22 protein-coding genes are annotated in these 26,589 nt (G+C 61.7%); 5 read left to right on the top strand and 17 right to left on the bottom strand.

Features of this window, described 5'->3' with window-relative positions; translation table 11 throughout:
• Positions 1-14: 14 nt before the first annotated feature.
• The 5 genes from FYJ28_RS07665 to FYJ28_RS07645 all read right to left on the bottom strand — a co-directional run bounded on the left by FYJ28_RS07665 (position 15) and on the right by FYJ28_RS07645 (position 3,620).
• On the bottom strand, positions 15-764 hold the full coding sequence (locus tag FYJ28_RS07665; RefSeq protein WP_154578898.1) for a hypothetical protein: 750 nt from the start codon (positions 762-764) through the stop codon (positions 15-17).
• Positions 761-1,678: a hypothetical protein gene (locus tag FYJ28_RS07660; protein WP_154578897.1), complete on the bottom strand. Its 918-nt coding sequence runs from the start codon at positions 1,676-1,678 to the stop codon at positions 761-763. The genes FYJ28_RS07665 and FYJ28_RS07660 overlap by 4 nt, the downstream gene beginning before the upstream one ends.
• A complete protein-coding gene (locus FYJ28_RS07655; RefSeq protein WP_154578896.1) occupies positions 1,678-2,427 on the bottom strand; it encodes a signal peptidase I in 750 nt (249 codons plus the stop codon). Before FYJ28_RS07655 ends, FYJ28_RS07660 begins: the two co-directional genes overlap by 1 nt.
• An 8-nt stretch (positions 2,428-2,435) precedes the next feature.
• Positions 2,436-3,014 carry a hypothetical protein gene (locus FYJ28_RS07650; protein ID WP_055240310.1) on the bottom strand — a complete coding sequence of 193 codons (579 nt, stop codon included), beginning with the start codon at positions 3,012-3,014 and terminating at the stop codon, positions 2,436-2,438.
• A gap of 93 nt (positions 3,015-3,107) precedes the next feature.
• Positions 3,108-3,620 (bottom strand): alternate-type signal peptide domain-containing protein, encoded by a 513-nt coding sequence (locus FYJ28_RS07645; protein ID WP_055240309.1) that lies wholly within the window; start codon positions 3,618-3,620, stop codon positions 3,108-3,110.
• Positions 3,621-3,836: 216 nt separating this feature from the next.
• On the opposite strand from FYJ28_RS07645, the gene FYJ28_RS07640 reads away from it, so the two are divergent.
• The 3 genes from FYJ28_RS07640 to FYJ28_RS07630 all read left to right on the top strand — a co-directional run bounded on the left by FYJ28_RS07640 (position 3,837) and on the right by FYJ28_RS07630 (position 6,437).
• Complete coding sequence (locus FYJ28_RS07640; protein ID WP_154578895.1) at positions 3,837-4,316, top strand: VanZ family protein; 480 nt, start codon at positions 3,837-3,839, stop codon at positions 4,314-4,316.
• 89 nt (positions 4,317-4,405) lie between these two features.
• The gene (locus FYJ28_RS07635; protein ID WP_326831587.1) at positions 4,406-5,803 is read left to right on the top strand and encodes an NAD-dependent succinate-semialdehyde dehydrogenase; all 1,398 of its coding nucleotides are present in this window, start codon (positions 4,406-4,408) and stop codon (positions 5,801-5,803) included.
• A 259-nt stretch (positions 5,804-6,062) separates the two neighbouring features.
• A complete protein-coding gene (locus FYJ28_RS07630; protein WP_152969902.1) occupies positions 6,063-6,437 on the top strand; it encodes an Hpt domain-containing protein in 375 nt (124 codons plus the stop codon).
• A gap of 52 nt (positions 6,438-6,489) precedes the next feature.
• Here FYJ28_RS07630 and FYJ28_RS07625 read toward each other — a convergent pair whose 3' ends face one another.
• The gene (locus tag FYJ28_RS07625) at positions 6,490-7,278 is read right to left on the bottom strand and encodes a response regulator transcription factor (protein WP_055240305.1); all 789 of its coding nucleotides are present in this window, start codon (positions 7,276-7,278) and stop codon (positions 6,490-6,492) included.
• Between the two features lie 148 nt (positions 7,279-7,426).
• Here FYJ28_RS07625 and FYJ28_RS07620 point away from each other — a divergent pair, with 148 nt between their 5' ends.
• On the top strand, positions 7,427-9,100 hold the full coding sequence (locus FYJ28_RS07620) for a sensor histidine kinase (RefSeq protein ID WP_195840628.1): 1,674 nt from the start codon (positions 7,427-7,429) through the stop codon (positions 9,098-9,100).
• On the opposite strand, the gene FYJ28_RS07615 is transcribed toward FYJ28_RS07620, so the two are convergent.
• From FYJ28_RS07615 to FYJ28_RS07590, 6 genes are all read right to left on the bottom strand, one after another.
• Positions 9,097-10,065 carry a GDP-L-fucose synthase family protein gene (locus FYJ28_RS07615; RefSeq protein WP_195840627.1) on the bottom strand — a complete coding sequence of 323 codons (969 nt, stop codon included), beginning with the start codon at positions 10,063-10,065 and terminating at the stop codon, positions 9,097-9,099. The two genes, FYJ28_RS07620 and FYJ28_RS07615, sit on opposite strands and share 4 nt — an antisense overlap.
• A gap of 4 nt (positions 10,066-10,069) precedes the next feature.
• Positions 10,070-11,104 (bottom strand): GDP-mannose 4,6-dehydratase, encoded by a 1,035-nt coding sequence (gene gmd, locus FYJ28_RS07610; RefSeq protein WP_154579023.1) that lies wholly within the window; start codon positions 11,102-11,104, stop codon positions 10,070-10,072.
• 111 nt (positions 11,105-11,215) lie between these two features.
• On the bottom strand, positions 11,216-11,683 hold the full coding sequence (sufU, locus tag FYJ28_RS07605) for a Fe-S cluster assembly sulfur transfer protein SufU (protein ID WP_154578892.1): 468 nt from the start codon (positions 11,681-11,683) through the stop codon (positions 11,216-11,218).
• Between the two features lie 2 nt (positions 11,684-11,685).
• Positions 11,686-13,002 (bottom strand): cysteine desulfurase, encoded by a 1,317-nt coding sequence (locus FYJ28_RS07600; protein ID WP_326831619.1) that lies wholly within the window; start codon positions 13,000-13,002, stop codon positions 11,686-11,688.
• A gap of 97 nt (positions 13,003-13,099) precedes the next feature.
• Positions 13,100-13,903 (bottom strand): CDP-alcohol phosphatidyltransferase family protein, encoded by an 804-nt coding sequence (locus tag FYJ28_RS07595; protein WP_326831586.1) that lies wholly within the window; start codon positions 13,901-13,903, stop codon positions 13,100-13,102.
• A gap of 39 nt (positions 13,904-13,942) precedes the next feature.
• Positions 13,943-15,880: a right-handed parallel beta-helix repeat-containing protein gene (locus tag FYJ28_RS07590; RefSeq protein WP_229780348.1), complete on the bottom strand. Its 1,938-nt coding sequence runs from the start codon at positions 15,878-15,880 to the stop codon at positions 13,943-13,945.
• 401 nt (positions 15,881-16,281) lie between these two features.
• On the opposite strand from FYJ28_RS07590, the gene FYJ28_RS07585 reads away from it, so the two are divergent.
• Positions 16,282-17,412: a glycosyltransferase family 4 protein gene (locus tag FYJ28_RS07585; RefSeq protein WP_154578889.1), complete on the top strand. Its 1,131-nt coding sequence runs from the start codon at positions 16,282-16,284 to the stop codon at positions 17,410-17,412.
• Positions 17,413-17,434: 22 nt separating this feature from the next.
• Here the strand turns inward: FYJ28_RS07585 and FYJ28_RS07580 are convergent, their stop codons facing one another.
• From FYJ28_RS07580 to FYJ28_RS07560, 5 genes are all read right to left on the bottom strand, one after another.
• Positions 17,435-18,922: a glycerophosphodiester phosphodiesterase gene (locus tag FYJ28_RS07580; RefSeq protein WP_268235001.1), complete on the bottom strand. Its 1,488-nt coding sequence runs from the start codon at positions 18,920-18,922 to the stop codon at positions 17,435-17,437.
• An 82-nt stretch (positions 18,923-19,004) separates the two neighbouring features.
• A complete protein-coding gene (locus tag FYJ28_RS07575; RefSeq protein ID WP_154578887.1) occupies positions 19,005-22,352 on the bottom strand; it encodes a PKD domain-containing protein in 3,348 nt (1,115 codons plus the stop codon).
• Entirely contained in the window at positions 22,349-23,599 is a 1,251-nt protein-coding gene (locus FYJ28_RS07570; protein WP_154578886.1) for an O-antigen ligase family protein, read from the bottom strand. Before FYJ28_RS07570 ends, FYJ28_RS07575 begins: the two co-directional genes overlap by 4 nt.
• Positions 23,600-23,703: 104 nt before the next feature.
• Complete coding sequence (locus tag FYJ28_RS07565) at positions 23,704-25,278, bottom strand: hypothetical protein (protein WP_154578885.1); 1,575 nt, start codon at positions 25,276-25,278, stop codon at positions 23,704-23,706.
• The gene (locus FYJ28_RS07560; RefSeq protein WP_154578884.1) at positions 25,271-26,578 is read right to left on the bottom strand and encodes a hypothetical protein; all 1,308 of its coding nucleotides are present in this window, start codon (positions 26,576-26,578) and stop codon (positions 25,271-25,273) included. The genes FYJ28_RS07565 and FYJ28_RS07560 overlap by 8 nt, the downstream gene beginning before the upstream one ends.
• Positions 26,579-26,589: the final 11 nt, after the last annotated feature.

Raw genomic sequence — 26,589 nt, 5'->3', positions numbered from 1 at the left:
GCCCCTCCCCAGCCTCAGTGCGTGCCGTTGGGGCAGTTGAACCAGTCGCCGTTCTCCTTGTACTGGAACCCGTCCCTCGTCAGCGCCGCCGACGGCGTTCCTGCCACAGTCACCGGGCCGCCGAGGACGACTGGTGCCGCGATGGATGTGCTGAGCCATGCGTTCCGCACCGCAACGGCGAACTTGGTGTTTTTGCCCTGTGCGTCCGCCAGATAAGTTTCGAGGCCGGGAAGGGCTGCCAGCGCTACCGTTCCGGATGCCCCGGGGACGGCATAGCTCAGAGTGCCGGAGACTGCTTGACCGTTCTTGCTCATGAGAATGACATCGACGATTGTGGACGTGCCTGCCGGTGCTCCGGGAGCTGACCAGGAGATCGTGGTGTCACGCCCGCCGTTCGAACCGGTTCCGGGGTTCCGGGCGCAGGTGAGCACTGTCGGAGCTGCCGGTGCCGCCGGAGTGGTTACCGGCGGCGTCGTCGGTGTTGGGGCCGGAGTCGTTGGGCCGGGCACAGTGGGCGACGGCGTGGGATCCGGAGTTGCCGGGGGCGTCACCGCAGGAGCAGTGGGCTTGCCCGCTGTAACGGTGATGGCGGCGGTGCCCTGCTGATTCCACCAGGCGTAGGCGGCGGGGCCGCCTGCGCCCAGGGCCACTGTCAGGACGAAGGCCGCTGCAGCGGTCCGGGAGCCGGGCAGGCACGCCAACCGCTTCATGCCCCCGCGGCGTTGCTGCCGGGTGTCGTTCGTGTCCATGGTTCCCTTGTTCATACCTGGGCCGTTCTTCTGCTGATGCGCGTCCGGACAGCGGCGGCGGCGAAGAAGCCTACGGTCAGAAGCACCATCAGCGTTCCCTGCCAGGTGCGGATGATCGGCTCCACTGTGCTTTCAATGAAGGACGCCGGCTCCACATCTGCCGGGGCGCCCGGGACCGCAGGCGGCTCAGCGCGCTGTGCCGGGGGCTCCGCCTGTGCTGCGGGCACAACCGGCGGACCCGCGGGAGCAGCTGCCGCGGCTGGTGTCCCCTGAATGAACAGTGTTGATACGCCTGGCGCGCGTGCGTCCGGGGCGTCGACGGGCCTTCCACCGGTTTGTGGAAGCTGGATCGGAGGCATGGCCTCCGGGATCCCGTCGCAGGCAGAGCGGGTCCCGTCCCCTGCGGCGTCGAGCAGGAACACCAGGTCGAATGAACCCCGTTTGTTCATCGTGGTGTTCGGCGAATCGGGTGCGAGTCCTGCGGCGAGGTCCAGCCTCAAGTCGGTGCCGGCCGGCACAGCCGCGGACAGGTCAAGATCGGTGCAGGTGCCCGCGGGACCAAGCAGCGTTCGGCCGTGTGCTGTGACAGATGCGGGGTCTGCGGCCAGGGACAGGTGGCCCGACAGTTCAGGGTGCATCGTCCGGCTGAAGGCTGCAACAGTGAGGAAGGCAGCCTCAGGGCCAGCGTTCCTCACCCAGATCCGGGCTGTGTTTGAAGTACCTGGCACCAGCCGGACGCCGTCGGTGAAGACGGCTCCCGCAGTAGAGGTGCCAAATGTTGTTCCGTCCAGGCTGACCTGGAGGTAATCTTCGGCAGCCTGGGCAGAAGGTGCAGTGGCCAGGAAGGCAGCGGCCAGCATCCCTCCGGTTAGGGCTGCCAGGCCGATCCTCGCACCCTGGAGCGCGGCGGTCCGGCGGGAAGGAATCATCAGACGGCCACGCTCTTGGCTGCGTGGCGGGACGACGTTTCGTGGTCGCAATGGTCGCAGTCGTGGAGAACCGGATCGTCGCCCATGAGGGAAACGTCGGTGCCGTGCAGGTGCGGGAAGGAGCCGTCCCGTTCCTGTGCCGGAGTGTCGATGCGCGCCGGCATATCCAGCAGCACGGCGTCGAGCTCCGGTTCCGTGACCCTGCGCTTCTTTTCGAGGCTGCCGCGGACCAGGAGGACGATCCCGTAACCCAAGAGACCGACGGCGGCCCACTGGGCTATGGCTCCCCGGTCGCTGTTCCCGAGGCCATTGGCAATAAACCCGATGTAAGGCACTGCGTAGGAGAGCTTGCCCCGGATCTGGACTTCCTGGACCGGGAACTCATCGGCGAGATCGTTGTTGTCGCCCTGGGTAGTGAAGACGCGTTCACCGCTCTGTCCGGCGCCGACACCAATGATCCGGTGCGTGATGACCGTGGGATCCCCGGATTCAATCTGATAAGTAATGACGTCGCCCACCTGCAGGGTATCGGCAGGTGCCGGCTTCACTACGAGGAACGTACCGGGCGCGTATTTCGGCGCCATCGAATTCGTCAGCACGGAGTACGTCTGCGACCCGGTCAGCAGTGGAACGATGATCAGCACCAGGGCCGCCAGTGCCGCTGCGGACATGGCCACGAGGCTCAGGGCCGAACCGGTGAACTTCAATGCACGGAGCGCCGGAGAGGTGTTGCTGCGACCAGTTGACATGGACGTCACTATCCTTTGTGTTCGACGATTTGTTCGACGGTGAGCGGGACGGAGATGGTGGATACCTGGCCCTCTGCGCTGGCGGACGCCGCGAGGCTGACCTCGAAGCAAAGAACACCGGAACCGTGCTTGGGGATATCCACATGGCCGGTTGCCGTCCCTGCGTACAGCGAGGGGTCATAGCAGGCGTTGAGATCCGAGCCGGAGACTGCGCGCTGCTGGACCGAAAGGAGGCCCCCGAGGCTGCCGGTGTTCGCTTGTCCTGCGGAGGCACGCACAGTGAACTCCCCGCCTGCGTCTGTGTGGTTGGTGAGCCGGACGCCGGCGTAGACCGACTTGCCTGCGTCCACTGTCCCAAGCGCCGTAGTGGCAAGGGCAACCGTGCCCTGGGAGCCGTCCGGCTGCGCCATCATGACAGTTCCGATGCCGCCGTCCATCTCAACGTTGAAGGCCGCAGCCTGGATGCTGCCCTCAGCGGCCTGGACTGCGGCGTTCCAGAGGGCGTACGTACCCTGCACAGTCAGCAGGCCCAGCAGCACGGCACCGGACACAAGTCCGGTTGCTTTCAGTGCTGTGTTCTTAGCCATGGTCTGCTTTCCAGGAGGTCGGGGCCGGTGGGGGGTGCTGTGCGCGGCGTCGTCGCCGCGCACAGCCGGGGTGAACAAGTGGCGGGGGAACCGCTAGCGGATAACCTGCTGCAGGTTGTACTGGATCTTTGAAACGTCCTGGGCGACCTTCTGCATGTCGTTCTTTGCGTCCTTGGAGAGCGTGACGGTGGCAGTTACGGTAGCGGCCCCTGCATCCTTCTGGGTCAGGATCTGGCCCTTCAACTCACGGCCGGCGGCGCTCTTGATGCTGTAGTCGTAGGTAGCCATGCCTCGGAAGCTATCGGTGCTGCCGTTGAGGTCAGGAGTCAGTGTGGCCTTCAGCTCGGGGCCGTCAAGCTTGATCTCCAGCGGCTGGCTGTACTTGATGGTCTCTCCCGGAACGATTTTGTAGTTCTGGAGATCGATCTGCACGCCGGCGGCGTTGGTCCACGTACCGGTTGTCGACACCAGGTTCAGCTCGCCGGCCACGATGCTCCCCGCCGTGGCGTCTGCGGAGGCATTCCAGGTTGCCAGCGTTCCGCCGCCGCCGAGCAGCAGTGCCACGCCTACGCCGGTTGCCAGTGCGCCTTTTGCCATCTTGTTCATATCGTTCCCCTTTGAGTTGAATTACATCGTGGGGATTTCCCCGGCCGACACCTCTAATCTGCTAGCCCTTACTCGAGAAACCGGCCACCGGCGGCGCAGGGTTCGGAGAACATTGCGACAATACTCAAGGCGTCCGCAAGACATCCGCAACATCGACACAACGGCCGGAATCCAGTCGGTTCCGGCTGATCCACCCTGATAAAGAACGGACCGTGCATGCCAGCTGCCAATGCCACCCGCACCTCCCGACGTGCTCTCCTGGGCATCGCCCTGGCTTCTTACGGTGCTCTTTTGGTGGCCATAGTCTTCTGGCCGAAACCAGTAGACCGCGGCTTCTCCAGCCAATTGGGGCGCTTCCTGGACGGCATCCATTCCCTGGGGGTCCCGTCATGGGTGGATTACGGCATGGTCGAGAGCGCGGCTAACGTGCTCCTGTTCTTCCCCGCGGGGCTCCTCCTCGCAGCCTGGCTGAGCCTGAGGTGGGCATGGTGTGCGGCTGCCGCGGGGATCGTGTGCTCAGCGGCGATTGAAGCGGGTCAGTCGCTGCTTTTGCCGGAGCGGTTTGGCACCCCGCAGGACGTTATAGCGAACGGACTCGGCGCTGCCCTTGGAACGATCGTTGTCTACGCCTTCCGAGTGCGCCGGTTGCAGCCGGCCACACAGACGCAGCATCCTGCACGCCCTGCAAAACACTAATTTGCGTCACCATGAGGCATTTTGTTTACCACCGCAGGCGTTTCACGGCATGATGACATAACCCACATACATGCGTAAGGAGTACGGACGTGAGCACCACTTCCAATACATCGGCCAGGTCCTACCGGGTTATCAATCCGGCTACCGGCGAACCGGGCGATGAATTCCCAGTCGCCACAGATGCCGAGATCCAGGAGGCACTGGCGGCGTCGCAGTCGGCTTTTGAATCCTGGCGCGAGGTTCCGATTGAGGAACGCGGCCGGATCGTCACGCGCGTTGCTGAGCTGTTCACCGAGCGCAAGGATGAGCTTGCCGCCATCATCACCGAAGAGATGGGCAAGCCGCTGCCGGAGTCTGCGGGCGAGGCCGAGTACTGCACCGACATCTTCAACTACTTCGCCACAGAAGGCCCCTCGCTGGCCGCGGATCAGGAGATTAAGGCCATCGGCGGCGGCCGGGCCATGATCCAGAAGCTTCCGGTTGGCCCGCTGCTGGGCATCATGCCGTGGAACTACCCGTACTACCAGGTGGCCCGGTTCGCCGCGCCGAACCTGATGCTGGGCAACACCATCGTCCTCAAGCACGCCGAATCCTGCCCCAAGTCGGCACTGGCCATCCAGAAGATCATGGACGACGCCGGTGTTCCCTCGGGCGTGTACCAGAACGTCTTCGCGAGCCATGACCAGATTGCGGACATCATTGCCGATCCCCGCATTCAGGGTGTTTCGCTAACCGGCTCGGAGCGCGCCGGCGCAATCATTGGAGAACTGGCCGGCAAGAACCTCAAGAAGGTTGTGCTGGAACTCGGCGGTTCAGACCCGTACGTGGTCCTGGACACCGACGATGTGAAGGAAGCTGCAGCCAACGCCTGGGCTACCCGTCTGGAGAACACGGGCCAGGCCTGCAACTCCAACAAGCGCATGATCGTGTCTGACGGCATCTTCGACGAGTTTGTTGCTGAACTGACCAACCTCGCCAAGGACCTAAAGCCCGGCAACCCTGCCGAAGCAGCCGAGGGGACCTACGCCCCGCTCTCCTCCCGTTCCGCAGCAGAAGGCCTGGCCGAGCAGATCCAGGATGCCGTTTCCAAGGGCGCTACCCTGCATGCCGGCGGCACCCTGCAGGACGGGCCCGCCGCTTACCTGGCCCCGGCTGTCCTGACCGGCATCACCCCGGAGATGAGGGCTTACCGGGAGGAGCTTTTCGGTCCGGTAGCGGTGGTTTACAAGGTTGGCAGCGACGAGGAAGCGGTCAAGCTGGCCAACGATTCCGACTACGGCCTGGGCGGGGCCGTCTTCTCCACCGATGTTGAGCGTGCCCGCAAGGTCGCCCAGCAGCTCGAGGTGGGCATGGCCAACGTCAACGGCGTCGGTGAAGGCGCCGACATTCCGTTCGGTGGAGTCAAGCGCTCCGGCTACGGCCGGGAACTTGGCCCGCTGGGCATGGATGAGTTTGTCAACAAGCGGCTCTTCTACGTCGCTGACTGATCAGTAACGGGGGCGGCGCCAAGCCAGACGGCCGGCGCCGCCCTCCGCATGTCCGGCAGGCATAATTGCCTCGATCTTGAGCCTCTGCGGGGATAGTTCCTGAGCTTGCCATGGGACGGTGGCACAACTGATCCATCCGCGTCCCCACAAAAGGACGCTGCCACAGGAGGACCCCCATGTCTCCCCGTCAGAGCACCGCGCCTTCAGGATGCGCCACCCGCACCTGCTGCTGCCCCGCTCATGTCCCCGTAACCGCGGCATGATTGCCATGTCAGACCGCAGGATTTCCCTGAGCCTGGTCTCCGTGGGCACCCTGCGCGAGCTGAGCAATCAAATGGGCCCCGATGTCTGCCGGCAGTTCGTCGGCAACTACATGGAAATGTGGGACGGGCGGTATTCAAAGCTGGTGTCCACACTGCACATGCAGGATTATCCGGCGGCGCTGGACGTCGTCCTAAGCATTAAGATTTCAAGTCATATGGCAGGCGCTGACCGTCTGGCGAAGTTGGCTCAGCACGCCGAGCAGCTGGTCCATAAACAGGACCAGGGTGGACTGGTCTCAATGCTGGAATCATTCCGAAAGTGCGGAGAAGACACGCTCCATCAGCTGGAACAGGCTCTCCCAAACGTCTGACTGTGTCTCACCACTTCAAAACAACAGCAGGACTGCCTCCGCAGCAGGGCATTTACCTGGACGGTGCCAGACGGTAGCCCACCCCGCGAACAGTCTCCAGCCACCGGGGCGAACGTGAATCATCCCCCAGTTTTCGGCGCAGGTTACCCACATGAACCTCAATAGTCCGTTCGTCCGATTCGCTGATGTATGAACCGGTGTCGTACTCCTCACCGCGCAGGCGCCTGACGAGGTCAGTCTTGCTGCGCACACGCCGTCCGCTTTCCAGCACTGCGTGGAGCAAATCGAACTCCGTGCGGGTCAGCTCAACTTCCTGGCCTCCGAGTGACGTCGTCCTCGTACCGGGGTTCAGCAATAGCCCGTTGTGCGTAAAGACTTCGTTCCCGCTAGCCGGAACAGGCACCGCTGGAGAGACCATGGGGTCTGCCTGTGGACTGGCCGGCTGTGCCGGTGCGGTCTCGCCGTCGTCTTTGCGGGGACGCCGCATCATGGCGGAAATCCGTGCGCGCAGCTCACGCGGACGGAACGGCTTCGTAATGTAGTCGTCCGCTCCCGCTTCAAGTCCCATCAGGGTGTCCAGCTCTTCGGCACGGGCCGTCAGCATGACAATGTATGCATCGCTGAAGAGACGCAGCTGCCGAATCACCTCAAAGCCGTCAATGTCCGGGAGTCCCAAATCCAAAGTGACGACGGCAGGCTTGTGCCTGCGAACCGCTTCCACTCCCTCGGTTCCCGTGGGACTGGCGTGGACTTCAAAACCCGACTGCTGGAGTACAGCGTGTAATAAGTCGCGGATGTCTTTGTCGTCTTCGATGATGACTGCGACGCGCTGTGTTTCCATACTTTTTCCGGTTTTCCTGTCCTGCGAGACCTGCTGTACCCGCTCCCCTTATTCGGCATCCTACAGCCTTGCCGGATAAACTAAGGACTCCATATCACTGCGAAATTGCGAGGTACCGGGCCACATGTCCAGTCTAAGGGGCGGCCCCTTGGCTTTCCTCGGAATTCAACGCAATTTCCACGAACTTACCCTCCGGCGCCGGGTTGCTCTGAGCCAGCTCCCGCTGTTCGTCGCCGTACTCGTTTCGGTACCCATCGTTTTCATGAACAAGCCCTCGGCTTTTGCCGATCCGGCTTTCCTCGCGGGCTTGGGACTCATCACCGTATTGACGGTGCTCTCCGCCGCGCTTCCGTGGGAGAAATATTTCCAGCCTGCCTACTGGGTTATTCCCATCCTGGATTTTGCCGTCATTGCCCTGCTTTACCGGGCGGTCCAGCCTGACGTCACCGGAATGCTCCTGCTTACCGTTTTCCCGGTTTTTTGGCTCGCCTGGTCCGGCTTCGCGCCGCGGACCGCGTCCGTACTGACTATCTTCGGTTCGCTGCTTATCATCTGGAGCCCGTTGCTTGGTACGCAGCCGTCTCCCCAGGAGTTCGCCCGGTCAGCCCTGGTGCCCGTCATTATGCTGCTGGTCCACAAGTCAGCCACGGTGATGACTCAGGATGCCTCCGGCCAGCAGCGTGCCCTGGAGGCCAAGGACCGGGAGCTGAAGCAGAGTCTTCAAGACAGCAGACGCCGGGCGCAGCTTCTTGACGCGGTTCTGGACACCATCGACGTCGGTGTCATTGTCCTGGGCAAGGACGGACACGTGATGCTGATGAACCACCGGCAGTTCGCCACCCATGAACTGGCCCTGCCGGAAGGGCCGGGCCCGTGGAGTGAAGCAGATATGTTCCTTTTCGAGCCCGACGGCGCCACACCCATGGCATCTGATCAGCGCCCGTTAGCCCGAGCCCGGCGGCGGGAAGCTTTCTCGGACTCGCTCCTATGGGTGGGCAGCGGAGCACAGAAACGTGCGCTCATAGTCTCGGCTAGACCAATGGCGGATGAAACCGGAGCGTTCAACGGTTCAGTGGTGGCCTTTGGCGATGTCACGGAAACGATGCTGGCTCTCCGGGCCAAGGACGATTTCGTGGCCAGCGTTTCGCATGAACTCCGGACACCGCTCACCTCAATCATTGGCTACCTGGATCTGGCTTTGGCAGACGCAGAGGAGATGAATTCCGATTCGCTGCAGGCTTCACTCGGAGTGGCATTGCGCAACGCTGAGCGGCTCCTGGTCCTGGTGGCTGACTTGCTGACCACAGCTTCAGGTTCGGTCCATTTGGAACTCGCTGAAATGTCGCTGCGTGAACTGGTGTCATGTGCTGCTGATTCGGCTGCTCCCCGAGCCGCTGAATCCGGCATCAAAATCGAACTGCAGGCTCCTGCTGACGTCGTTGGTTCCTTTGATGCGATGCGAATGCAGCAGGTCCTGGACAACCTCATCTCCAATGCCATCAAGTACTCCCCCGGCGGCGGAACCGTGACCCTGCGGGTATTACGGGGGAAGACGGCTGCCATCCTGGAAGTCCAGGACGAAGGGATAGGGATGACGGCGGCGGACCAGTCCGAGGTGTTCAACCGGTTCTTCCGCAGCGCTGCGGTCAAAAAGGCGGCCATCCCCGGCGTCGGTCTGGGCCTTGGAATTACGCGGGACATAGTTGAAGCCCACGGCGGAAAGATCAGCTTGAAGTCCCGGCCCGGAACGGGAAGCGTGTTCCGTGTGGAGCTGCCGCTCGACACGGATTCGTCCCGTACCCTTTCCGTCATGAAGGCCTAACCCCGCATACGCAGTTTCGCGGAGTTTTCCCGGTACCAGTCAACGGTTGAAGCTATGCCCTCCTGGACAGAGATCCGAGACCTGTACCCAGTGGATTCAAGGAGAGTCACATCCAGCAGTTTCTGCGGTGTCCCGTCCGGTTTACCCGTATCCCACTCCACCGCGCCGTCGTATCCCACCGCGTCTGCAACTAGACCGGCGATCTCACGAATGGTCAGGTCTGTGCCCGTACCCACGTTCACGTGGCTGTCGCCGTCGTACGTTTCCAGGAGATGCAGGCACGCACGGGCCATGTCGCTGACATGCATCAGCTCCCTGCGCGGCTGCCCGGAACCCCAGTTCATAACCGTGCGCAATCCCTGAGCCTTTGCTTCGTCGTAACGGCGAATCAATGCCGGGAGCACATGGGAACCCGTGGGAGAGAAGTTATCCCCTGGACCGTAGAGGTTCGTGGGCATGGCCGAGATCCAGGACTTCCCGTACTGCCGGCGAACCGCCTGCACCTGCTTAATACCTGCGATCTTCGCGATCGCATAGGCATCATTGGTGGGCTCCAGCGGACCGGTAAGCAGAGAGTCTTCCCAGATCGGCTGGGGCGCGAGCTTGGGGTAAATGCAGGATGAGCCCAGAAACAGGAGTCGCTCTGCACCATATTTCAGCGCAGCGTCCATGACGTTAACCTGGATTCTCAGGTTATCGCTCAGGAAATCGACCGGCATCGTGTCATTTGCCATGATTCCGCCGACCTTCGCCGCGGCAAGGATAACCACTTCTGGCCGGGTTTCTGAGAAGAAATTGTCCACACTTCCCCGGTCACGAAGATCCAGCTCTGAAGATGTCCGGAGAATGAGGTTGCTGAACGCCTGTTCCGAAAGCAATTGCGTAATGGCGGCTCCAACGAGACCCCGGTGTCCAGCAACGTAAACCCTGGCCTTGCGGTCAAGCGGACCGGGAAGGGAACCCATTGAATCACGCACTGGCAGCCAGCCAGGATCCGAGGTCGACTGAGTCCACCCATCTGCCATTGGATTTCAGAGCGGCAGCATCCGCTTCGACCATGATGCGCGCCAGCTCAGGCGTGTGCACAGTGGCCTTCCATCCCAGTTTGGCTTGTGCCTTGGACGGATCCCCCATCAATGAATCGACTTCCGCCGGCCGCAGATAGCGTTCGTCAAAGCGAACATGATCCTCCCACTTCAATCCCGCGTGCTCGAAGGAGATCTCCAGAAAGTCCTTTACCGAGTACTTCTCTCCGGTTGCCAGGACGTAGTCTTCCGGCTCATCAACCTGCAGCATGCGCCACATGCCCTCCACATACTCGGGGGCGTATCCCCAGTCCCGCAGGGCGTCGAGGTTGCCCATATAGAGCAGTTCCTGCTTGCCGGCCTGAATTGCCGCAACGGCGCGCGTTATCTTTCTCGTCACGAAGGTTTCGCCGCGCCGTGGGGACTCGTGGTTGAACAGGATCCCGTTGACCGCGAACATGCCGTAGGACTCACGGTAGTTACGCGTGGCCCAGTAGCTGTAAACCTTCGCCGCTCCGTAAGGCGACCGCGGATGAAACGGTGTCTCTTCATTTTGCGGAGGAGGCGTCGCCCCGAACATCTCCGACGACGATGCCTGGTAGAAACGTGTTTCGATGCCCGCCAGACGAACCGCTTCAAGCATCCGAATCGTGCCCATACCGGTGGTGTCCCCTGTGTGCTCGGGTTCATCGAAAGAGACCCGGACATGGGACTGCGCTCCAAGGTTGTAAACCTCGTGCGGTCTGATGCCGGCCAGAAGCGTCACCAGGCGTGAACCGTCCGTGAGGTCACCATAGTGAAGATGGAGGTCCGATCCCGTTTCGTGGGGATCGACGTACAAATGGTCAATCCTTGCTGTGTTGAAGGTTGAAGCCCGGCGGATTAGGCCGTGAACTTCATACCCTTTCCTGAGCAGCAACTCAGCCAGGTATGAACCGTCCTGGCCGGTAATTCCCGTAATAAGTGCCCGCTTTTTCAAACCTGTGGCCCCCCGCTTGCTGACGTGCATGAACACTTGCCAGTCAACTCGAAACGAAGGGCCCCCGACAGCGTAATACGAAGAGCGATATACCTGCCTTAGGCTGCGGTACTAAGTACCGCTTTGCGCTCCAGCCTGCTCAAGGGCTTCGTCCAGGGCAACCCACGCAAGCATCGCGCACTTGACTCTTGCCGGATACCGGGACACCCCCGCAAAGGCAGCTGCGTCGCCAAGTACTTCCTCATCCGGTTCCATGGTCCCCCTGGAGCGGAGGAGGTCCCGGAAGGTGCTGACGAGCTGCTTCACTTCCCCCTTGTCCCGGCCGCCGGCCAGATCAGTCAAGACCGAAGCCGAGGCCATGGAGATGGAGCATCCCTGCCCTTGCCAGCTGACCTCACCTACGGATGAGCCGTCCAACACCGCCCGCAGCACGATCTCATCGCCGCATGTTGGGTTTAGCTGGTGCGATTCGCCTGAGGGGGTCCCTGCAGGTGCGTCAACCAGTCCGTCGCCGTGCCGTGCCTTTGCATGCTCCAGGATGATTTGCTGATAAAGCTGCTGCAGGTCATCAGAACTCATGGTTACTTCACTCCGAAAAAGGGTCGAATACCGGCCACCGCAGCCAAAAACGCGTCGATGTCCTCTGTTGTGTTGTACAGGTAGGTGCTGGCTCGGGTGGTTGATACCAGCCCCAGACGCCGGTGAAGTGGCTGCGCACAGTGGTGTCCAACGCGGACGGCGATTCCCTGGTCATCCAGGAACTGGCCAACGTCGTGGGAGTGCACACCCTGGACATCGAATGAGGCCAGCCCAATGCGTTCCATGCCGGCGGGCGGCCCGACGACCCGGATGCCCTGGATGGATTCGAGTCCCTCTACGAGCCGTTGTCCAAGCTCGGATTCCCACGCATGGATCCGGCTCATGCCGGTTTCCGTCAGATAATCCACGGCCGTTCCCAGCGCTACGGCCTGGGATATCCGCTGTGTGCCGGCTTCGAAGCGCTGTGGAGCCGGGAGGTATTCCGCGTGGTCCATGGTCACGGTGGTGATCATGGATCCGCCCGTCAGGAAGGGCGGCATGGCATTCAACAGGTCAGATTTCCCGTAAAGGACTCCGATTCCCGTGGGCCCCAGCATTTTATGCCCGGAGAACACGGCAAAATCTACGTCCAGCGCCTTGACGTCCACAGGCATGTGGGGAACGGACTGGCAGGCGTCCAACACAACGTATGCGCCGGCCCGTCGTGCCAGGCTGACGAGGAGGTTCACCGGGTTGATGGTCCCTAGGACATTCGAGGCGTGCGAGAAGGCGACTATTCTCGTCCTCTCACCGATGATCTTCTCAGCTTCTTCAAGCCTCAGACCGCCGTCATCGTCGACGGGAATCCAGCGCAGCGTTGCCCCTGTGCGGAATGCCAGTTCCTGCCATGGGATGAGGTTTGCGTGGTGTTCCATTTCGGTTACCACGATTTCGTCGCCTGCTCCGAGCCGGAACTTTTCGGCAGCAGAACCGCCGCGCCCTAGGGCGGCGTTGGAGAACGAGTAGGCCACGAGGTTCAAACCTTCAGTGGCGTTCGATGTCCAGACAACTTCATCCGGCTGAGCGTTGATAAACCCGCCAACCTTCACGCGAGCATCCTCAAACGCTTCAGTGGCAGCTACGGCCAAGGTGTGGGCGCCCCGGTGCACGGCCGAGTTTCTTTGCTCATAGAACTCTTGTTCGGCTTCAAGCACGCAAGTCGGGTTCTGAGACGTTGCACCCGAATCCAGGTACACGAGCGGGTGCCCGTTCACCTGTTCGCCAAGCACCGGAAAGTCATTGCGGATACGCCGCGCTTCGTTGTCATCCAGTGCAGCTGCAGCCGGACGGAGGTTTGCTGGAGTCGTAACTACAGGCACGTTCATAGCTCCTCAGGGCCAGACACTCAGGGATTACGCAAAACTTCTCTGTCGTAATCATCCCACGGTGTAGCCTGCAGCGGCATCTGAGTCTGGCCTAAGTTCGGTCGGCTTCCAGATTCTTACGCTTTTCCCCAGCCCGTCCGAATGCTTTCATCTCCCGGTACCACTTGGGGAGAGCCAACGCGATGAACGCGGCGTTGGCAGCGAAGAGCAGTAAATAGCACGCTACGAAGACCTCAGGAACGCCCCATACTGCGAAGGTTAGAGCCAGCACACCGTACTCGGTTGGGAGTACAGCGAAGCTGTAGGCAACAGATGAGGAGCCCTCCCCGGCCAGACGCATCTGTGAGGAGCCCCGGTGAGCCCTGCGAAGCTGATCCGTCAGAACAATCGTGAAGAAGAAAACCACCGCTATGACTTCGTATGCCAGCGGGACAGCCAGCCATTCAGCTGACAAGCCATAGCCCCTCCACCAGCCGATGAGGACCGCCAAATGAACCAGGGACATCTTGGCCGCATCAACCACATGGTCCAGCCACTCGCCGGCGAACGTCCCTCCCCCGCGCAGTCGTGCCAGGGCACCGTCAGCTGCATCCAGCGCATAGCCCAGCACAAGAAGGAGGGACGCGGCCAGCCCGGTGAGAACGCTTGCGGGTCCTGCCGCTATGAGAACCAGTCCGCCGGCGCTGCTCAGGGCGCTCAGCCCGGTGACCTGGTTTGGTGTCAGCCCTGCAAGATAAGCCAGCGCTGCAAGCCGCCGGCCCGCCGGGCGGTTAACCCAGCGAGCGTAGGCAGAAGCCCCCTTGTTCGTCTTCTGCCTGTCTTGCAGGGTTCGGACAAGCTCACTGTAGGTGGTCTTCTGATCGCGACTGGAGACACTCGATATGGTTTCAGGCACAGCTCCCCCTGCTGTAGATACGGAATCCGCCAGAGGGTACTACGGTCTGTTTCCCGGGGCCAGAGTAGACCAGTCCTGTACCTGCAGCGTCAGGGGGAAACCTGTCGCGTTACCGGACAATGAGGACAGTATTCCGACGGCTCCTCCCTTCTGCAGTCCGGACGTATTGTCCGTAACCTCACGCTGCCACGCTGCCGGCTCAGGAGACCCCTGTTGCCAGGCCTTTACGCGGAGGCGGGTTGGGGAGGCGTCGGTCACCTGCAGCCGGACGTTCATGGGCTTCGTGAGCACCATGTTTTGAAGCTGCTGTTCGCCACCAATGACCGTCTCGGCGCCCCGGCTGTCCGTACGGACTATGGACACCGCACCTCGCTGTCCGCTGAGGACGAGCTTTGCCCGGTATTCACCGTTTCCAGGAACTGACCGTCCCACGACCGAGACGTAAACCTGGCCGGCGCCCGGGGCCTTGTCCAGGTTGAACGACACCGAGGTGTCAGTGACCACCGAACTGATGCTCTGCAGATACGCGGACGGGAGATATCCGGGCCTGCTCATCGTGAGATTACCCGCCCCCTGAGCGACTGAATACAGAGATCCGGCGCCTGCCGTGGTCCACGTACCGCCAGTTTGCGCCCGGCCCAAACCACGGGCCGCCACGCGGCTGAAATCGTCCCTCGCAATGAACGTCCCCGGGGTCGGCTCCGGCACTACAGGAGCGGGCCCCGGTTCCGGAGGAGCGGGTGGTGTGGTTCCCGGCGGCGATGTGAGAAGCCTGCCGTCCCGGTCGAACCCTTTGGACTGCCACGCGGCGAAGGTCAGGTTCTCTCCGGCGCGGACCATCTTGGCAGCGCCTGCACTGGGATAAACGTACGTATTCCCGGAGAACACAACGTCCGCCGACTCAACCGAGTCCTGCACCTGCCCGGCACGGACAAGGCCGGAGACGGCCCCGGAGGGTGAAGCGGGTGTGGACATGTCAACAGTGTTGCCAGTGACCCGGATACCGTTGAGTTTGTAAGTGCCCCACGGCCCGGCACCCCGTGCCCGCATTTGGAGGCCTATCCCGTTGAGGTTCGCGGCCAGCCGGTTGCCGGACACCCGCACGTTGGACGCGGTATTCACGTTGATGCCTGCCCCGGACATCAGGGTTGTTCCGCCGCCCCTCTTTAGCCCAAGCCCATTTCCCAGCACGGTGTTGTCTCTGATTTCGCCATTACGGCTGATCTCAAAGCGAACCCCGTCTGCAGCATTGGCAGTTATGGTGTTTCCCAGGATCGAGACGCCGTCAACGGCTTCATCTGCCCAGATGCCAATCCCGAGGTTATTCGCGACGGTGTTGTTCTGAACCGTGGAAGATGACTCCGTGATCTTGATACCGCCGGACTCCCAATCGGCGATCCAGAAGCCGCGGGTATTGTTGTTCAGAACCTCATTGTTTTCTATTCGAGCCTTATACGATTGCCACTGGGCGATGCCGAGCTGCCCGTTGGAATGAACCCGGTTACCCGTGATCAGTGCGTTGTCGCCGCGGGCAAGGATCAGTCCAACCCCGTGGTTCTTCGTGATGTCATTACCGGAGACAGTCCAGTTAGGCCCGCTCACCTCTACCGCGCCTTTCTGCGGCAGATTGGCAAAGCCCTGGATAGTAAGTCCCTCGAGCCTGACGGAGTTCCCCCGTGAGGAAATCGCTGTCCGTGTCCTGGCGATCTCGTAGACTGGCTGTGTCCCCGCTGCAGCCTGGACAAAGACAGATCCCGACGAATAATCCGCGAAGTAAGTCCCCGGGCGCACCTGGTCCCGGGAGCTGACGGGTGTCAGGGGCACACCATCCGCAAACACGGCCTCCGCCTGCTGGCATAGAGTTGACCCTGCTGTCTCGCACTGCCCGGCCGAGGCATACCGTGAGGGCAGGGCAGAATCAGCCCGTTTCAGGTTCCCGTCAGATCGCCACCGGGAGAGCACCACGCTGCCCACCATGCGCGAACCGGGGAGGCCCCGCAGCGTTTGACGGTCTTTGGGAGAGACAGTTTTGTCCACTCGGTGTGTGCCTGATTTCAGGCAAATGACAGCACCGGCAGGCTGATTATTGACGGCTTCCGGAATGCTTTTTCCGGGACTAACTTCAATTGTGCAAGCCGTCGCAGCGGCCGCCGGAATGGCACCGGAAAGCCCTGAAACAATCAGGCCCAGGGCAGCACTCAGTACAAAGGGTTTGGGGGTTTTGAAACTCAAGCGATTTCCGTCTCCGCAGTAGTTTGGCGCTTCGTACGCTGTAGCATGAGACCACGCGAGGCAAATCCTCAACTTGGAACGGTAGCATAGTGCGCATTCTACTAATTCACAATTCGTACAGATCCGAGCATCCCAGTGGCGAAGACATGGTGGTCCGCCAGGAGCTCGCCGCCCTTCGGGAAAACGGGCACGAGGTGGAGCCCTACTATGCTCACAGCGACGATATTCGTGAGATGTCGCTCTTGGGCAAGGCTGCTGTTCCCGGCCGGGTTGTCTGGTCGACGAAAGACCGCCAGGGCATCGACACTATGCTCACGAACAAGCGCTTCGATGTAATCCATCTCCATAACCCCTTTCCGCTCATCAGCCCTTCGGTGCTGTCCGCCGCCCGAAAACACCGCGTCCCGGTAGTGATGACCCTGCACAACTACCGGCTTGTGTGCGCAGCTGGAACGCTCCTGAGGGATGGCGCGCCCTGCCTGGAGTGTCTCCCGCGGACGCCGCTGCCCGGACTTGTACATGCCTGCTACCGGGACAGCAGGGCCGCGACGTTGCCGCTGACAAGCGCCATCGGGGTGCATCGAGCGCTTGGAACCTGGCCCAAAGGGGTTAGTCGATTCATCGTTATGAGCGAGTTTGCCAAAGGCATCATGCAGCAAGCAGGGATCCCTGAGGACCAGCTGGTGATCAAACCGCACTTCATTCCGCCGGCCGAAGGCATTCAGCCGTCCTCCAAACGGGGCCACGTCCTTTACCTGGGACGGCTCTCAAAGGAGAAAGGCGCAGAAATCCTGCTCCGCGCCTGGGATCCCTCCATGGGCAAACTGGTCATCGTGGGCGATGGCCCCCTGCGAACCGAGCTGGAGACCTACGCAGCCCGCCACGGACAATCGGTGGTCTTTACCGGCGCACTCGACCGCGCAGAGGCCATGAGGTACGTGGCTGGCGCCCGTGTACTGGTAAACCCTTCAATGGCCTTCGAAACGTTCGGACTTACCGTCGCTGAAGCCTTCGCACACGGGGTGCCCGCGATTGTGCCGGACCGGGGCGTCTTTCCTGAACTCGTGCAGCCGGGGCATAACGGCAACATATTCGAGGCGGGCAATCCCGAGTCGCTTGCCAAGGAACTGAGGAAGACCCTGTCGCCCGGGGAGCCCGAACGCATGGGAATCCACGCCCTGGCCTGGTATCAGGAACGGTTCCTCCCCGACCGCAACATCAAAATGCTTGAAGGTATCTACCGGGGATGCATGAACGAATTTGCCCGGGCCCGGTAGTCCAGCAGCCTGCGTTACTGCCCTAGACAACCACCCCTACTGAACGAAAATCGACCGGCACTGGATCCTTATAACCTTTCAGCAGCCCCAGGTAACCACCCCGGTAGGTACTGTCAGGGACGCTGGCGGACCAGTCCGGCTGTCCGTCGCGCTTCACGGTGATCTCCTGCGGGCTTGAAACGATTCGGAGTGTTGTCCATTCCCCCGGCGCAGGGACGGCGCTCGCGAATGACACAAGCAGGGTGTCTGCCTCAGTTCCTTCCGGAACGCCCGGGTCCCGCCGGTACAGTTCAACAGCGCCGGAGGCTCTTAACAGGAGCTGGTAGCCTCCGGTTGGGCCGGCAATGCCGGCACGGTAAGGCTGATCGTCGGCCAGTCCGAAACATACTCCGGCTGCTCCGTGTCTGCCGGGCAGGCCGTTGGGCCAGCGGAGTTCGAAATTGATTCCAGCCGCCTCAGCCGGCATCGGACCCAATGACCCCATCAAGTATCCGGCACTCGTATCGTGGCTCATCCGAAGTGCGCGTTCACCGGTCAGGAACTCCGGCTGGTACTTGAGGCCAAGCACCCAGGGAAGGTCGCCTGAGGCCCGCACCCCGTCTCCGAACGTGTCCCGCATAGCGGAAGCAGCTGCCGCGGCAACATACGGATAGTTCGAGCACATCAAACCTGTGACGCCCAGGGCAAGTACTCGTTCCCGCATCCATCTGGTATGGATTTCCCAGCATATGACGGGTTTCCCGAAAGCCACCAGGTCTTCAATTTCCTGATCGCTGGCACCGTGGTAGATGCCGACTAAATCAAAGTTGGGCGCGAACCGGGAAAACTGGTCGTCCGTGTTGTCAACAAAGTACCCCCAAGTCCGGTACCCACGGGAAGACGCCTGTTCGTAGGCAGAACCAGCCGCAGTCTGTTTCCAGACGAAGTGTTCTGTTGCATCCGGATACGAGTCCATCAAATCCAGAAGCGGCCCAGTGTTCGTTCCCTGCTTGTCCTCGATAAAGATGACATGGCTGCCCGCGAAGCGGTCCAGGACGTCTTTAAGCCGCGGGATTGGCTCCAGCCCCACACCGGGCCCGATCCAACTGCGTGCATCGTTCTTCAACAAGGAGAGGCGGCCGTAGTCTGTTGCCGCTATGTCCAGGTCTACCCCTGTCATACGCAGGGTATTCGTGTCGTGGTGGCACACCAGCACCCCATCCTGTGTGGCGCACACCGATACCTCGATGGCGCCGGCTCCGGAGTTGATGGCTCCCTCGTACGCAGCCATCGTGTGTTCAGGCCAATTGTCTCCAGATCCCCTGTGCGCGATTAGGAACGGGCTTGTCGCCAGCAGGCTGGAGACCGTTGTCCCCCGTTGGCTCTCCGCGGACGTCGTGGGAGTGCTTGCGACGCTGCGGTCGCTTGGCTTTGCACACCCGGCAAGAAAAAGCGCAGAGCCAACAGCGGTGATGAGCCCGCGGCGGCTGACTCCCGCCGGCTCCTGCCATTGGCGCGATTCCCGCGTCATATGCTTCATCGATTCAGCTGGTCCCTTCCGGCTGTCAGCAGCCTTGTCCTGCTTCCCCTCGCGAGGGGAAGCAGGACGCTTCTCATCTAGGTGTAGTGGCCAGGAACTCAGTGATCCGCAGGGTTACCGGCGCATTCGTCGCTGAACCTGACAGATGTGCCCGGATACCGACGCTGCCAGGCCCCTGGAGCACCGCCGTCGTGTCTGAGGCCGATGCGTTCCAAGCCGCAGGTTCATTCGTGCCGGCAGGCCACGCCTTCACTCCCAGTTGCGACCCGCTTGTCCCGGCAACCTGGAATCTGATGCTGATTTTCTGACCCGGACGTCCCGTCAGATTCGGGACGAGTGTTTCGGGGGCCAGGTAGGTTTCGTTGCCCGATGCATCAGTCCTAACGATCGAGACGTAGACCCGACCCGAAGCGATGTACCTCACCTTGGCCCGGTAGTCACCGTTGGCCGTCCCGCGCCCGACCAGGGACACATACACGCCCCCTCCGGTTGCGTCCTTATCCAATTCCAGCACCGCGCTCACATCGCTTTGCCGGCTCTGTGCAGCATTGAGCATGGCTGACGGAGCATTGCCCGGCGCGAGCATTGTCATGTGTGCAGTGGACTGTTCGACTTTGTACCTGGTGCTGGTTCCGGCAACGGACCATGCGCCGCCTTGATCTGCTGATCCGAATCCGCGGCTGATCTGGCGGCCGAATGTGTCCTTGGCAAAAACTGACGGTATGGGCAGAACTGCTTCCTCGACCGTCACGGTTTGCTGCGAAGACGCTGCAGCACCTGAGTCGTCCACAACTGTCAGCGTAACGGCGTAGGCTCCACCGGCCTCGTACTTGTGGTCGACAGTGGCGCCGGAGGCTGTTTTACCGTCCCCAAAGTCCCAGTTCCATTCAGTAATTGAACCGTCGGGGTCAGAGGAAGCGCGTCCGTCGGCCACGCAGTCAAGCTCGGCGCAGTCCATGGCGAAATCGGCGACAGGCGGCACGTTAGGTACTGTTGGGGTCACGACTGAGGAGCGCTCAGCCATGAGTCCTGAATCGTCCTGGATCGTCATGCGGACCGTTTTGGATCCGCCTGACGAATAGGTGTGCTCCACAATGGCGCCCGTGGCAGTGGTTCCGTCTCCGAAATCCCATTGCCATTGGGCAACCGAGCCGTCAGGATCTGTGGACCCCGTCCCGTTGAAGGTGCAGACCAAGTCGACGCACGCCGATGTGAAAGCTGCGACCGGCGGCATCTGGCCGCGTGCCAGTCCATAGTGCCAGCGGACATCGTCTGCAGCGAGCGCCGTGCTGTAGACGGCAACCTCATCCACAAGGCCCTCCATTGCAGCATTGATCGGCTGATTCGGCCAACCGGAGAGTGTATCTGCCCCAACCCGCCAGTAGCCTTGATAGTTCTGGGCCGGACCAAGATTACGTGTGCCCTGGCTAATCCCGTCGACGAAGAACTCCATGGTCCCGGCGGCATAAGTCCCTGCAAGATGATGCCATTCGCCGTCGTTGAGTGCGAGACCGCTTTGCAGATTGTTCGTGGACCCGTCGTAGACACCAAAACTGACGCGGCCGTCGTTGTGCATATAGAGGTGGCGGTCGTAGTTGCCGCTGGTATTCGATGATTCATTGCCGAATCCGACGATTCGGCCACCCGAACGGGTATCTGTGCGGATCCAGGCCTCCACCGTGAATGTCTGCGGATTATTTTGGAAGTTCCGGCTGGTGATTTTCCCGTTCCTATCCAGTCCTGCAGCACGTGAGCCTGGCAGCACGCCTGGCTGTCCGGGCGAAACACCCGAGTAGGTACCCGTTATCCCCGCGCTCGAGGAGTCGGCAGCGGAGGTCCCGCTGGTTTCCTCGAATCGCCAGTACGGGGCAGCACCGTCTAGGGGGACGGTTTCCTGATACGAGAGCTGCCGGTCCGTTACCGTTGTGTAGAGCGACCAGTATGATGCCACCGTGGTCGCTCCGTCGCTGGCATCGACGCGGTAGGCAACCTGGGAACCCGGTTGCAGCCCTGCGTCGATGACAGTCGCAGTTGGCTTGGACCAGAACCTGGACCGAATCGTCTCAGTGTGAATGGGGTCCGCAGTGCCCGCCCGGTACACCCGATATGTGAGATTCTCGTCGTCATTGTCGAGGGTCGTCTGGAAAACAATCTTCGCCGTACCCGGCTTTGTGCTGGTGACCGAGGGTGTCAGGGGACGTGTAGGTGAGGTCTGAGGATCAGGTCCGAAGATCCCGAGTCCCTGCTGTGGCCGATTGTTCACAGTGGTGAAATCGCCGCCGACCCAGAGCCGCCGTCCATCCGTCGCCATGGCGAAGGGTCCAACCTTGGTTGTTCCACCGACGTTCGTGTTCGGGTACCACCCTTTGACCTCTCCCGTGTGGATGTCCTGTGCCAGCAGCTGCCGTGCGCCGGTGGCAAACTGTCCTTCGGACGCGCAGTCGTGGGCGTGCGAGCCTTTGTACAGCCATCCCCCGACCAGCTCAATGGCTTCCGTTGCCCCGAGGCAGGTGTTCTTCCACACGAGGTTTCCGGACAGCGCCCGGAAGGCGAAAGTCCCATCGAAACAACCGCCGCCGTCGCCGGCGTTGGCTACGTAAACTGTGTCATCGCCGTCCGTAATCAGGTCTTTTGGCCAGGAGACGCAGTTGGCGGACCGTGGCGGGATAGCCGAGGCCGCTGAAAGGGGAAGATTCGTTCCCGCGGAAGTGTCCACCGATGCGAGTGCCCACTGCGCGGACCCGCCTATGTTGCTGAACAATCCGCCTACGTACACTTTCGTGTTGTCCGGGGAGAGCAGCATGGCCGAGACGTCTCCGTCCGGCGCGGGGTTCCACGGGAGCAGGGTGCTGTCCGAGGCAGTGACGGCAGCGGCACGAACACGGTCGTTGTTGTTGACGCGGCCGAAGGAACCTCCGAAGTACACGGAATCGTTTGTCGCGCTGATCGCTGTGACCCGGTAGCTCACATTGGGGCGGAAACTCTGCACTACTCCCAGAGTCCTGGTATCAATTGCCGCCAGCCGCTGTCTCGTTAAGGAGCCGAGCTGGGTGAAATCGCCGCCCACGTATACACGCGTTCCGTCCGGCGAAGCGGCGAGGGACCAGACTCTTCCGTTGGGAGAGGGGTTGAATTCCCGGATGAGTTCTCCGGTGGATGCACTGAACGCGGCCAGGTAACTGCGGGGAACTTCATTTGTTCCTGCCGGAGCGCCGGGAGGGCGCACGGAAGTGAATTCACCTCCGACGAAGATCATCCCGTTGGCGTACACCAGCTTACGGACGGTGTTGTTGGTCTGCCAGGTGGCCGTGTCATTGGCGGCGAGCGCGGTCTCCCTCGCGTTCGCGGTCCCCGGAATCCCGGTCGCCAAGAGGAGCGCGACGGCGATCGCGGCCAGCGCTCGGCGTACGTTTCTGTTCATAGCGGTCCTTCTTGGATCACTGATGCCGGGTCACGGGGAATCGCAGCACGGCGTTGTTTGGGTACGTCGGAAATGCGTCCGCGGAAGGCATCTGCATTGGAGCGGAGACCGCTTCTGTAGAGGCGGTCTCCCGCGCTGATCGTTACTGCCAGGAGAACGAGCAGAGTAAGGGAGGAAAGATCGCACAGGCCGCTCTCGTTCACCGAAGCAACGGAAACGTACCCGAGGAGAAACAGGGAAAAAGCCTTTGCAACCGGCCCCTGAGTCTGGAAGGCGAAAACGAAGGCTGCCGCCATTGCGCCAGCAACGAGGCATAGACCGATAATCCCGGTCTCCCAGTACGCATCGATCCAGCTGTTATCTATGGGGACTGCCTGGAAGTCGCCCTCGCCGCGGCGAAGCAGGATCCGCTTCTCTCCGAGGCCGTGGCCGAAAAGGAACGTCCTGGTGTCGGGTTCGGAATTGATTACGAAATCCCACACCGCAGTCCTGCCGCTGAGCTTCGACATCAGTTCCGGGCTCTGGCCACGGGTCAGCCATTCGCTGATGATCGGCCACGCCAGCAGAACAGGCACCGCTCCCGCTGCCAGAAGGGAAAGACCGCGTTTGCCCACTTGCCGGCGGCGGGTGAAGAAAAACGCCAGTAGCAGTCCGATGAGCAGTGCGAGTGCAGCAGTTCGGGTTCGGCTCAGGATTAGCAGTGACAGGCCGGCGACGGCTGCCGCAACCGCGAGTGGGAGCCTTATTCTCTTTCCGGTCCACAGCAGCAGCGCGAAACCGCACAGAATCGCACCGATTTCAGCAACCCTTGGCGGCATCATGGGAAGAATCGCTCCCCTGAGCCTGGCCCCGGAGCTGAAATCCCGTCCCTGCCACCAGGCCCCGCCCGGGTCGAGGAAAACTCCGGCGACAATAATAAGGGCCAGTACGGAAAACCCAATAAAGGCTGCTGTTTCCAGGACTCCCTGGTCCTTCCGGATGAAGACAAGGACAACCACAGGGATCAAAAGGCCCAGTGCCACGCGAAGCGCCCGGGTTAGGGGCTCGGCTCCACCGTCCTGCAGCAACGCTGAGCAGATCAGGTATGACGCGTAGAGCGCCCAGGGCAGCACCGGCCAGGGAATCGTGAAAACCGGACGGGCGGGCAGCACGAGAAGAAGCGCCAGCCCCACCCCCATAAGCGTTGCGCCCTTGAGTACCGCCACCGACCCCGATTCCGAGGAGGACCAGGGCTGGACATTGATCAAAAGAACAAGCCACACGAGGCATACGACGGCCAGCACACCCGATCGACGGGGGTTTCCGGTTAGCAGCCGGTTTTCCCCTCCCGGGCGTACAGAGGCTAGGGAGCTCATTGTTTCCGCCGGGAACCTTGGGTTGGAGCCGTCGTCGCCATCTCGCCGTGTCGTCCAGTGTGTGAGGAGCCCTTCACATCCAGACGGTCCGGTTCGGACGCCGAACTGTGCTGCCCGCGTGTATCGGCAGGAACGTGCCCGTGTACTGCAGTGCGGCCGGAGTGTGTCTCAGACTCATCCACCACAACCACTCCGGCGACCGGAATGCCGGCAGCCGCGTGGTCCCTGACCATATCTTGAAAGTCCCTTATTCTCTCCTTGCGCTGCCTGAGAAGGAGGACGGTCGCAGCACCGTTCTCATCCTGCAGGTACCAAGTGGTCTTGCCCCGGCTGCCAGGCAGCACCAGAATCGAAAAAACCGGGGTGTCCGGCGTGGCAAGACTTGAAGCAGGCGCAGCAGCTGGGTCTGACTCCACCACACCGCCCGACTTTGATTCCTTCCAAGCCCAGCTGGGGTGCGCTTCCGACCGCATGAGGTTAAGCGCCGCCCATACCGCCGGATCCTCGGTGCTGAGGACCGTGTTGCGCCCCATCCGCGTTGAGTCCTCCATCAAGGCGAGGAGGACGCGGCCATATGAATCGGATTCGCCAAGCGGCCGGACGATGATTCTGGAGGAGTCCACCTCCCGGTCCGCCGCAGCGCGGGCCACGGAACGCAGCATCAGCTGCATGGACTGCTGTTTGTCTTTGTTGCCAATTGCGTAAACCTCCGGTGCGGCCCGCCTGATGTCATCCACGCGTACCTTGACGTTGCCGAACTGTCGACGGACTGCAGCCAGCGCAATGCCGGCCACGGTCCCCGCGAGTACACCGAAGATCATCACGTTCGCCGGCGGCAGCACGTTCGCGACTGTCCGGGACGACGCCGGATTCAGTACAGACCCGCCACCGTCAAAGCGCTCGGCAGCGGATCCGAATGCGGCGGCCGATGCACTGGCCGTGGCCGCGGTCCGCTCCAGTTCCTGGCGGCGGCTGAGCATGACGGATGCAAATGCTGAGTTTCCTGCCTTGACCTCGGCATCGATCGGGCCGTCCAGCGCCCGGGCCGCCTCGATGTTGTCGGATGCGAGTTCGTTGGCCCTAACCGCCAGCGACTCCAGTTCCTGCTTGCCGGTCTCTTTGCGGTACTGGAGGTAGGCATTGGCCACAGCATTTGCCCGGTCGGCAGCGGCTTCGGGTGTAGTTCCTTCGACTCGAACAGCGAACGTGTTGTCCGTGGTTGGGTCAGCAGTGATCTGGTGGGGCAGCTCGGCAGCCTGCCTCTCGTCCAGGCCCAGTTCCAGGCTTGCGATGTCTGCGACCGCCGGACTCGCGATGATGCGCGCCTGCGTCTCAGCAGGCAGTTCAAGGCCGAGTGGACCGGCCTTATCCACTGCGGGTTCTGTTCCCACCTCGGCCGGAAGGCTGTAGGTTCCGGTCACGACCTCCGCCGTGGCCCTGTATGCCGGCGTCGTCTGGCTGAGGAACAATGCTCCCAGCAAGCCGCCGAACACCGCGAAGACTGTAATGAGTTTCCAGTAAGCCCTGAGCAGGTTCTGGAACGACTGCCATGGCGCCGTTGTTTCAAACATGGGTTTTCCCTCTCCCCCTGATAGGGGCGCTTGTAGCCACGCGGCGCGCGTCCATGCGTTCGGTTGTCTGTTGTGCGGGTTCCGGATTTGTCCGGCCCGCGAGTCTGTACTGAACCATCCAGTGGACGGTGTTGACGGCGGCAGCTGCCGCAAGCCCCCACGCAGCCCCGCTGATTCCGGCTGCCACAGCGCCTCCCAGCACTGCGAGAACCACCAGGGTCGAGGAACAGATTCTTGTCCACATGCTTCGTTTTGCCTCAGCCATGGCTCTGAGCCCCGCCACAGGTCCCGTGTTCGCTCCGTTGAAGACCTGGGAGAGGACCACAGGTACGAGTAGCGCTGCTGCCGCGGGCCACCCGTTGCCTGCCGCAGCCGCTATCCAGCCAGCGGGCATAAGCATCATCGCCGTCCCCCAAGCAAGGGCTCCGCCGGCAATGACCACTGAGAAAGCCGCCGCCGTCGCAGTGAGTCTGCTGCGGCTCTGTAAACGTGCCCTCGCTGCTTCCGGCACAGCAACGGCGCCTATTCCCTGTGCCAGAACGTTGACGGGTCCCAGGACTACGAGCACCAGCTTCAGGGCTCCCACCGCCGCGAGGCTTGTCAGACCCGCCAGCGCCAGCATATAAATTTGCTGTGATCCGTTGACGGCCAGTCCTTCGCACAGATAACGGGGCCACAGACGTTTGTTGTCCCTCAGCCACTTGCCAGCCGCCGCAAATCCCGGCAACCCTCTGAATTGCACGGCTCCGTAGATTCCAGCCGCCGTCCCGGCGCAGCCCCATGCAAGTGTCAGGGAGGCCGCGGAGACCTCGCCGTCCAGGAAATCTATCCAGAATGCGGGGACCAGCAGGACGGCCCATACCAGGTCGTTCAAAAATGCGTCGCGGCCCCGGCCAACAGCGAAAAAGAGCATTCGCCAAGCGTCCTGGAGGATGATCCCCGGAAGCACAACCGCGAGGACCAGTACAAGTTCACGGTGCTGGGGCAGGAACATAAAAGCCGCCCCCACCGCCACCACACCGGCGCCGAACCCGATGAGCAGAGCGGTCCCGGAGGCTGACGCCAACGCGTGGCGGGCACCTGCATCCTTCCCTGCGCTGAACCGGACCGCAAATGGTTCCGTTGTCAAAGCTCGCGAGACACCCAGAACGAGGCAGTACGCAGAGAACGCAAGGGCATACGCCCCGAATTCGTCGAGGCTTACGCTTCTGGCAACGATGATCCCCACAAAGAAGTTGGTCAGGCTGCTAAGCGCCTGTCCTGCGAGCCCCCACCCAACTCTCCTTCCCGAGCCTGTCATTACCGCGCTGA

Source organism: Arthrobacter sp. BL-252-APC-1A, assembly GCF_009696625.1.
Taxonomy (GTDB): Bacteria; Actinomycetota; Actinomycetes; order Actinomycetales; family Micrococcaceae; genus Arthrobacter_B.
This window is presented reverse-complemented; position numbering and strand designations above follow the sequence as displayed.

Excerpts from the sequence above, each read along its gene's own strand:
- FYJ28_RS07665 (WP_154578898.1), bottom strand. The coding sequence starts at position 764 with ATGAACAAGGGAACCATGGACACGAACGACACCCGGCAGCAACGCCGC.
- FYJ28_RS07660 (WP_154578897.1), bottom strand. The coding sequence starts at position 1,678 with ATGATTCCTTCCCGCCGGACCGCCGCGCTCCAGGGTGCGAGGATCGGC.
- FYJ28_RS07655 (WP_154578896.1), bottom strand. The coding sequence starts at position 2,427 with ATGTCAACTGGTCGCAGCAACACCTCTCCGGCGCTCCGTGCATTGAAG.
- FYJ28_RS07650 (WP_055240310.1), bottom strand. The coding sequence starts at position 3,014 with ATGGCTAAGAACACAGCACTGAAAGCAACCGGACTTGTGTCCGGTGCC.
- FYJ28_RS07645 (WP_055240309.1), bottom strand. The coding sequence starts at position 3,620 with ATGAACAAGATGGCAAAAGGCGCACTGGCAACCGGCGTAGGCGTGGCA.
- FYJ28_RS07640 (WP_154578895.1), top strand. The coding sequence starts at position 3,837 with ATGCCAGCTGCCAATGCCACCCGCACCTCCCGACGTGCTCTCCTGGGC.
- FYJ28_RS07630 (WP_152969902.1), top strand. The coding sequence starts at position 6,063 with ATGATTGCCATGTCAGACCGCAGGATTTCCCTGAGCCTGGTCTCCGTG.
- FYJ28_RS07625 (WP_055240305.1), bottom strand. The coding sequence starts at position 7,278 with ATGGAAACACAGCGCGTCGCAGTCATCATCGAAGACGACAAAGACATC.
- FYJ28_RS07615 (WP_195840627.1), bottom strand. The coding sequence starts at position 10,065 with ATGGGTTCCCTTCCCGGTCCGCTTGACCGCAAGGCCAGGGTTTACGTT.
- sufU (WP_154578892.1), bottom strand. The coding sequence starts at position 11,683 with ATGAGTTCTGATGACCTGCAGCAGCTTTATCAGCAAATCATCCTGGAG.
- FYJ28_RS07590 (WP_229780348.1), bottom strand. The coding sequence starts at position 15,880 with ATGGTGGGCAGCGTGGTGCTCTCCCGGTGGCGATCTGACGGGAACCTG.
- FYJ28_RS07585 (WP_154578889.1), top strand. The coding sequence starts at position 16,282 with ATGGTGGTCCGCCAGGAGCTCGCCGCCCTTCGGGAAAACGGGCACGAG.
- FYJ28_RS07580 (WP_268235001.1), bottom strand. The coding sequence starts at position 18,922 with ATGACGCGGGAATCGCGCCAATGGCAGGAGCCGGCGGGAGTCAGCCGC.
- FYJ28_RS07575 (WP_154578887.1), bottom strand. The coding sequence starts at position 22,352 with ATGAACAGAAACGTACGCCGAGCGCTGGCCGCGATCGCCGTCGCGCTC.
- FYJ28_RS07565 (WP_154578885.1), bottom strand. The coding sequence starts at position 25,278 with ATGTTTGAAACAACGGCGCCATGGCAGTCGTTCCAGAACCTGCTCAGG.
- FYJ28_RS07560 (WP_154578884.1), bottom strand. The coding sequence starts at position 26,578 with ATGACAGGCTCGGGAAGGAGAGTTGGGTGGGGGCTCGCAGGACAGGCG.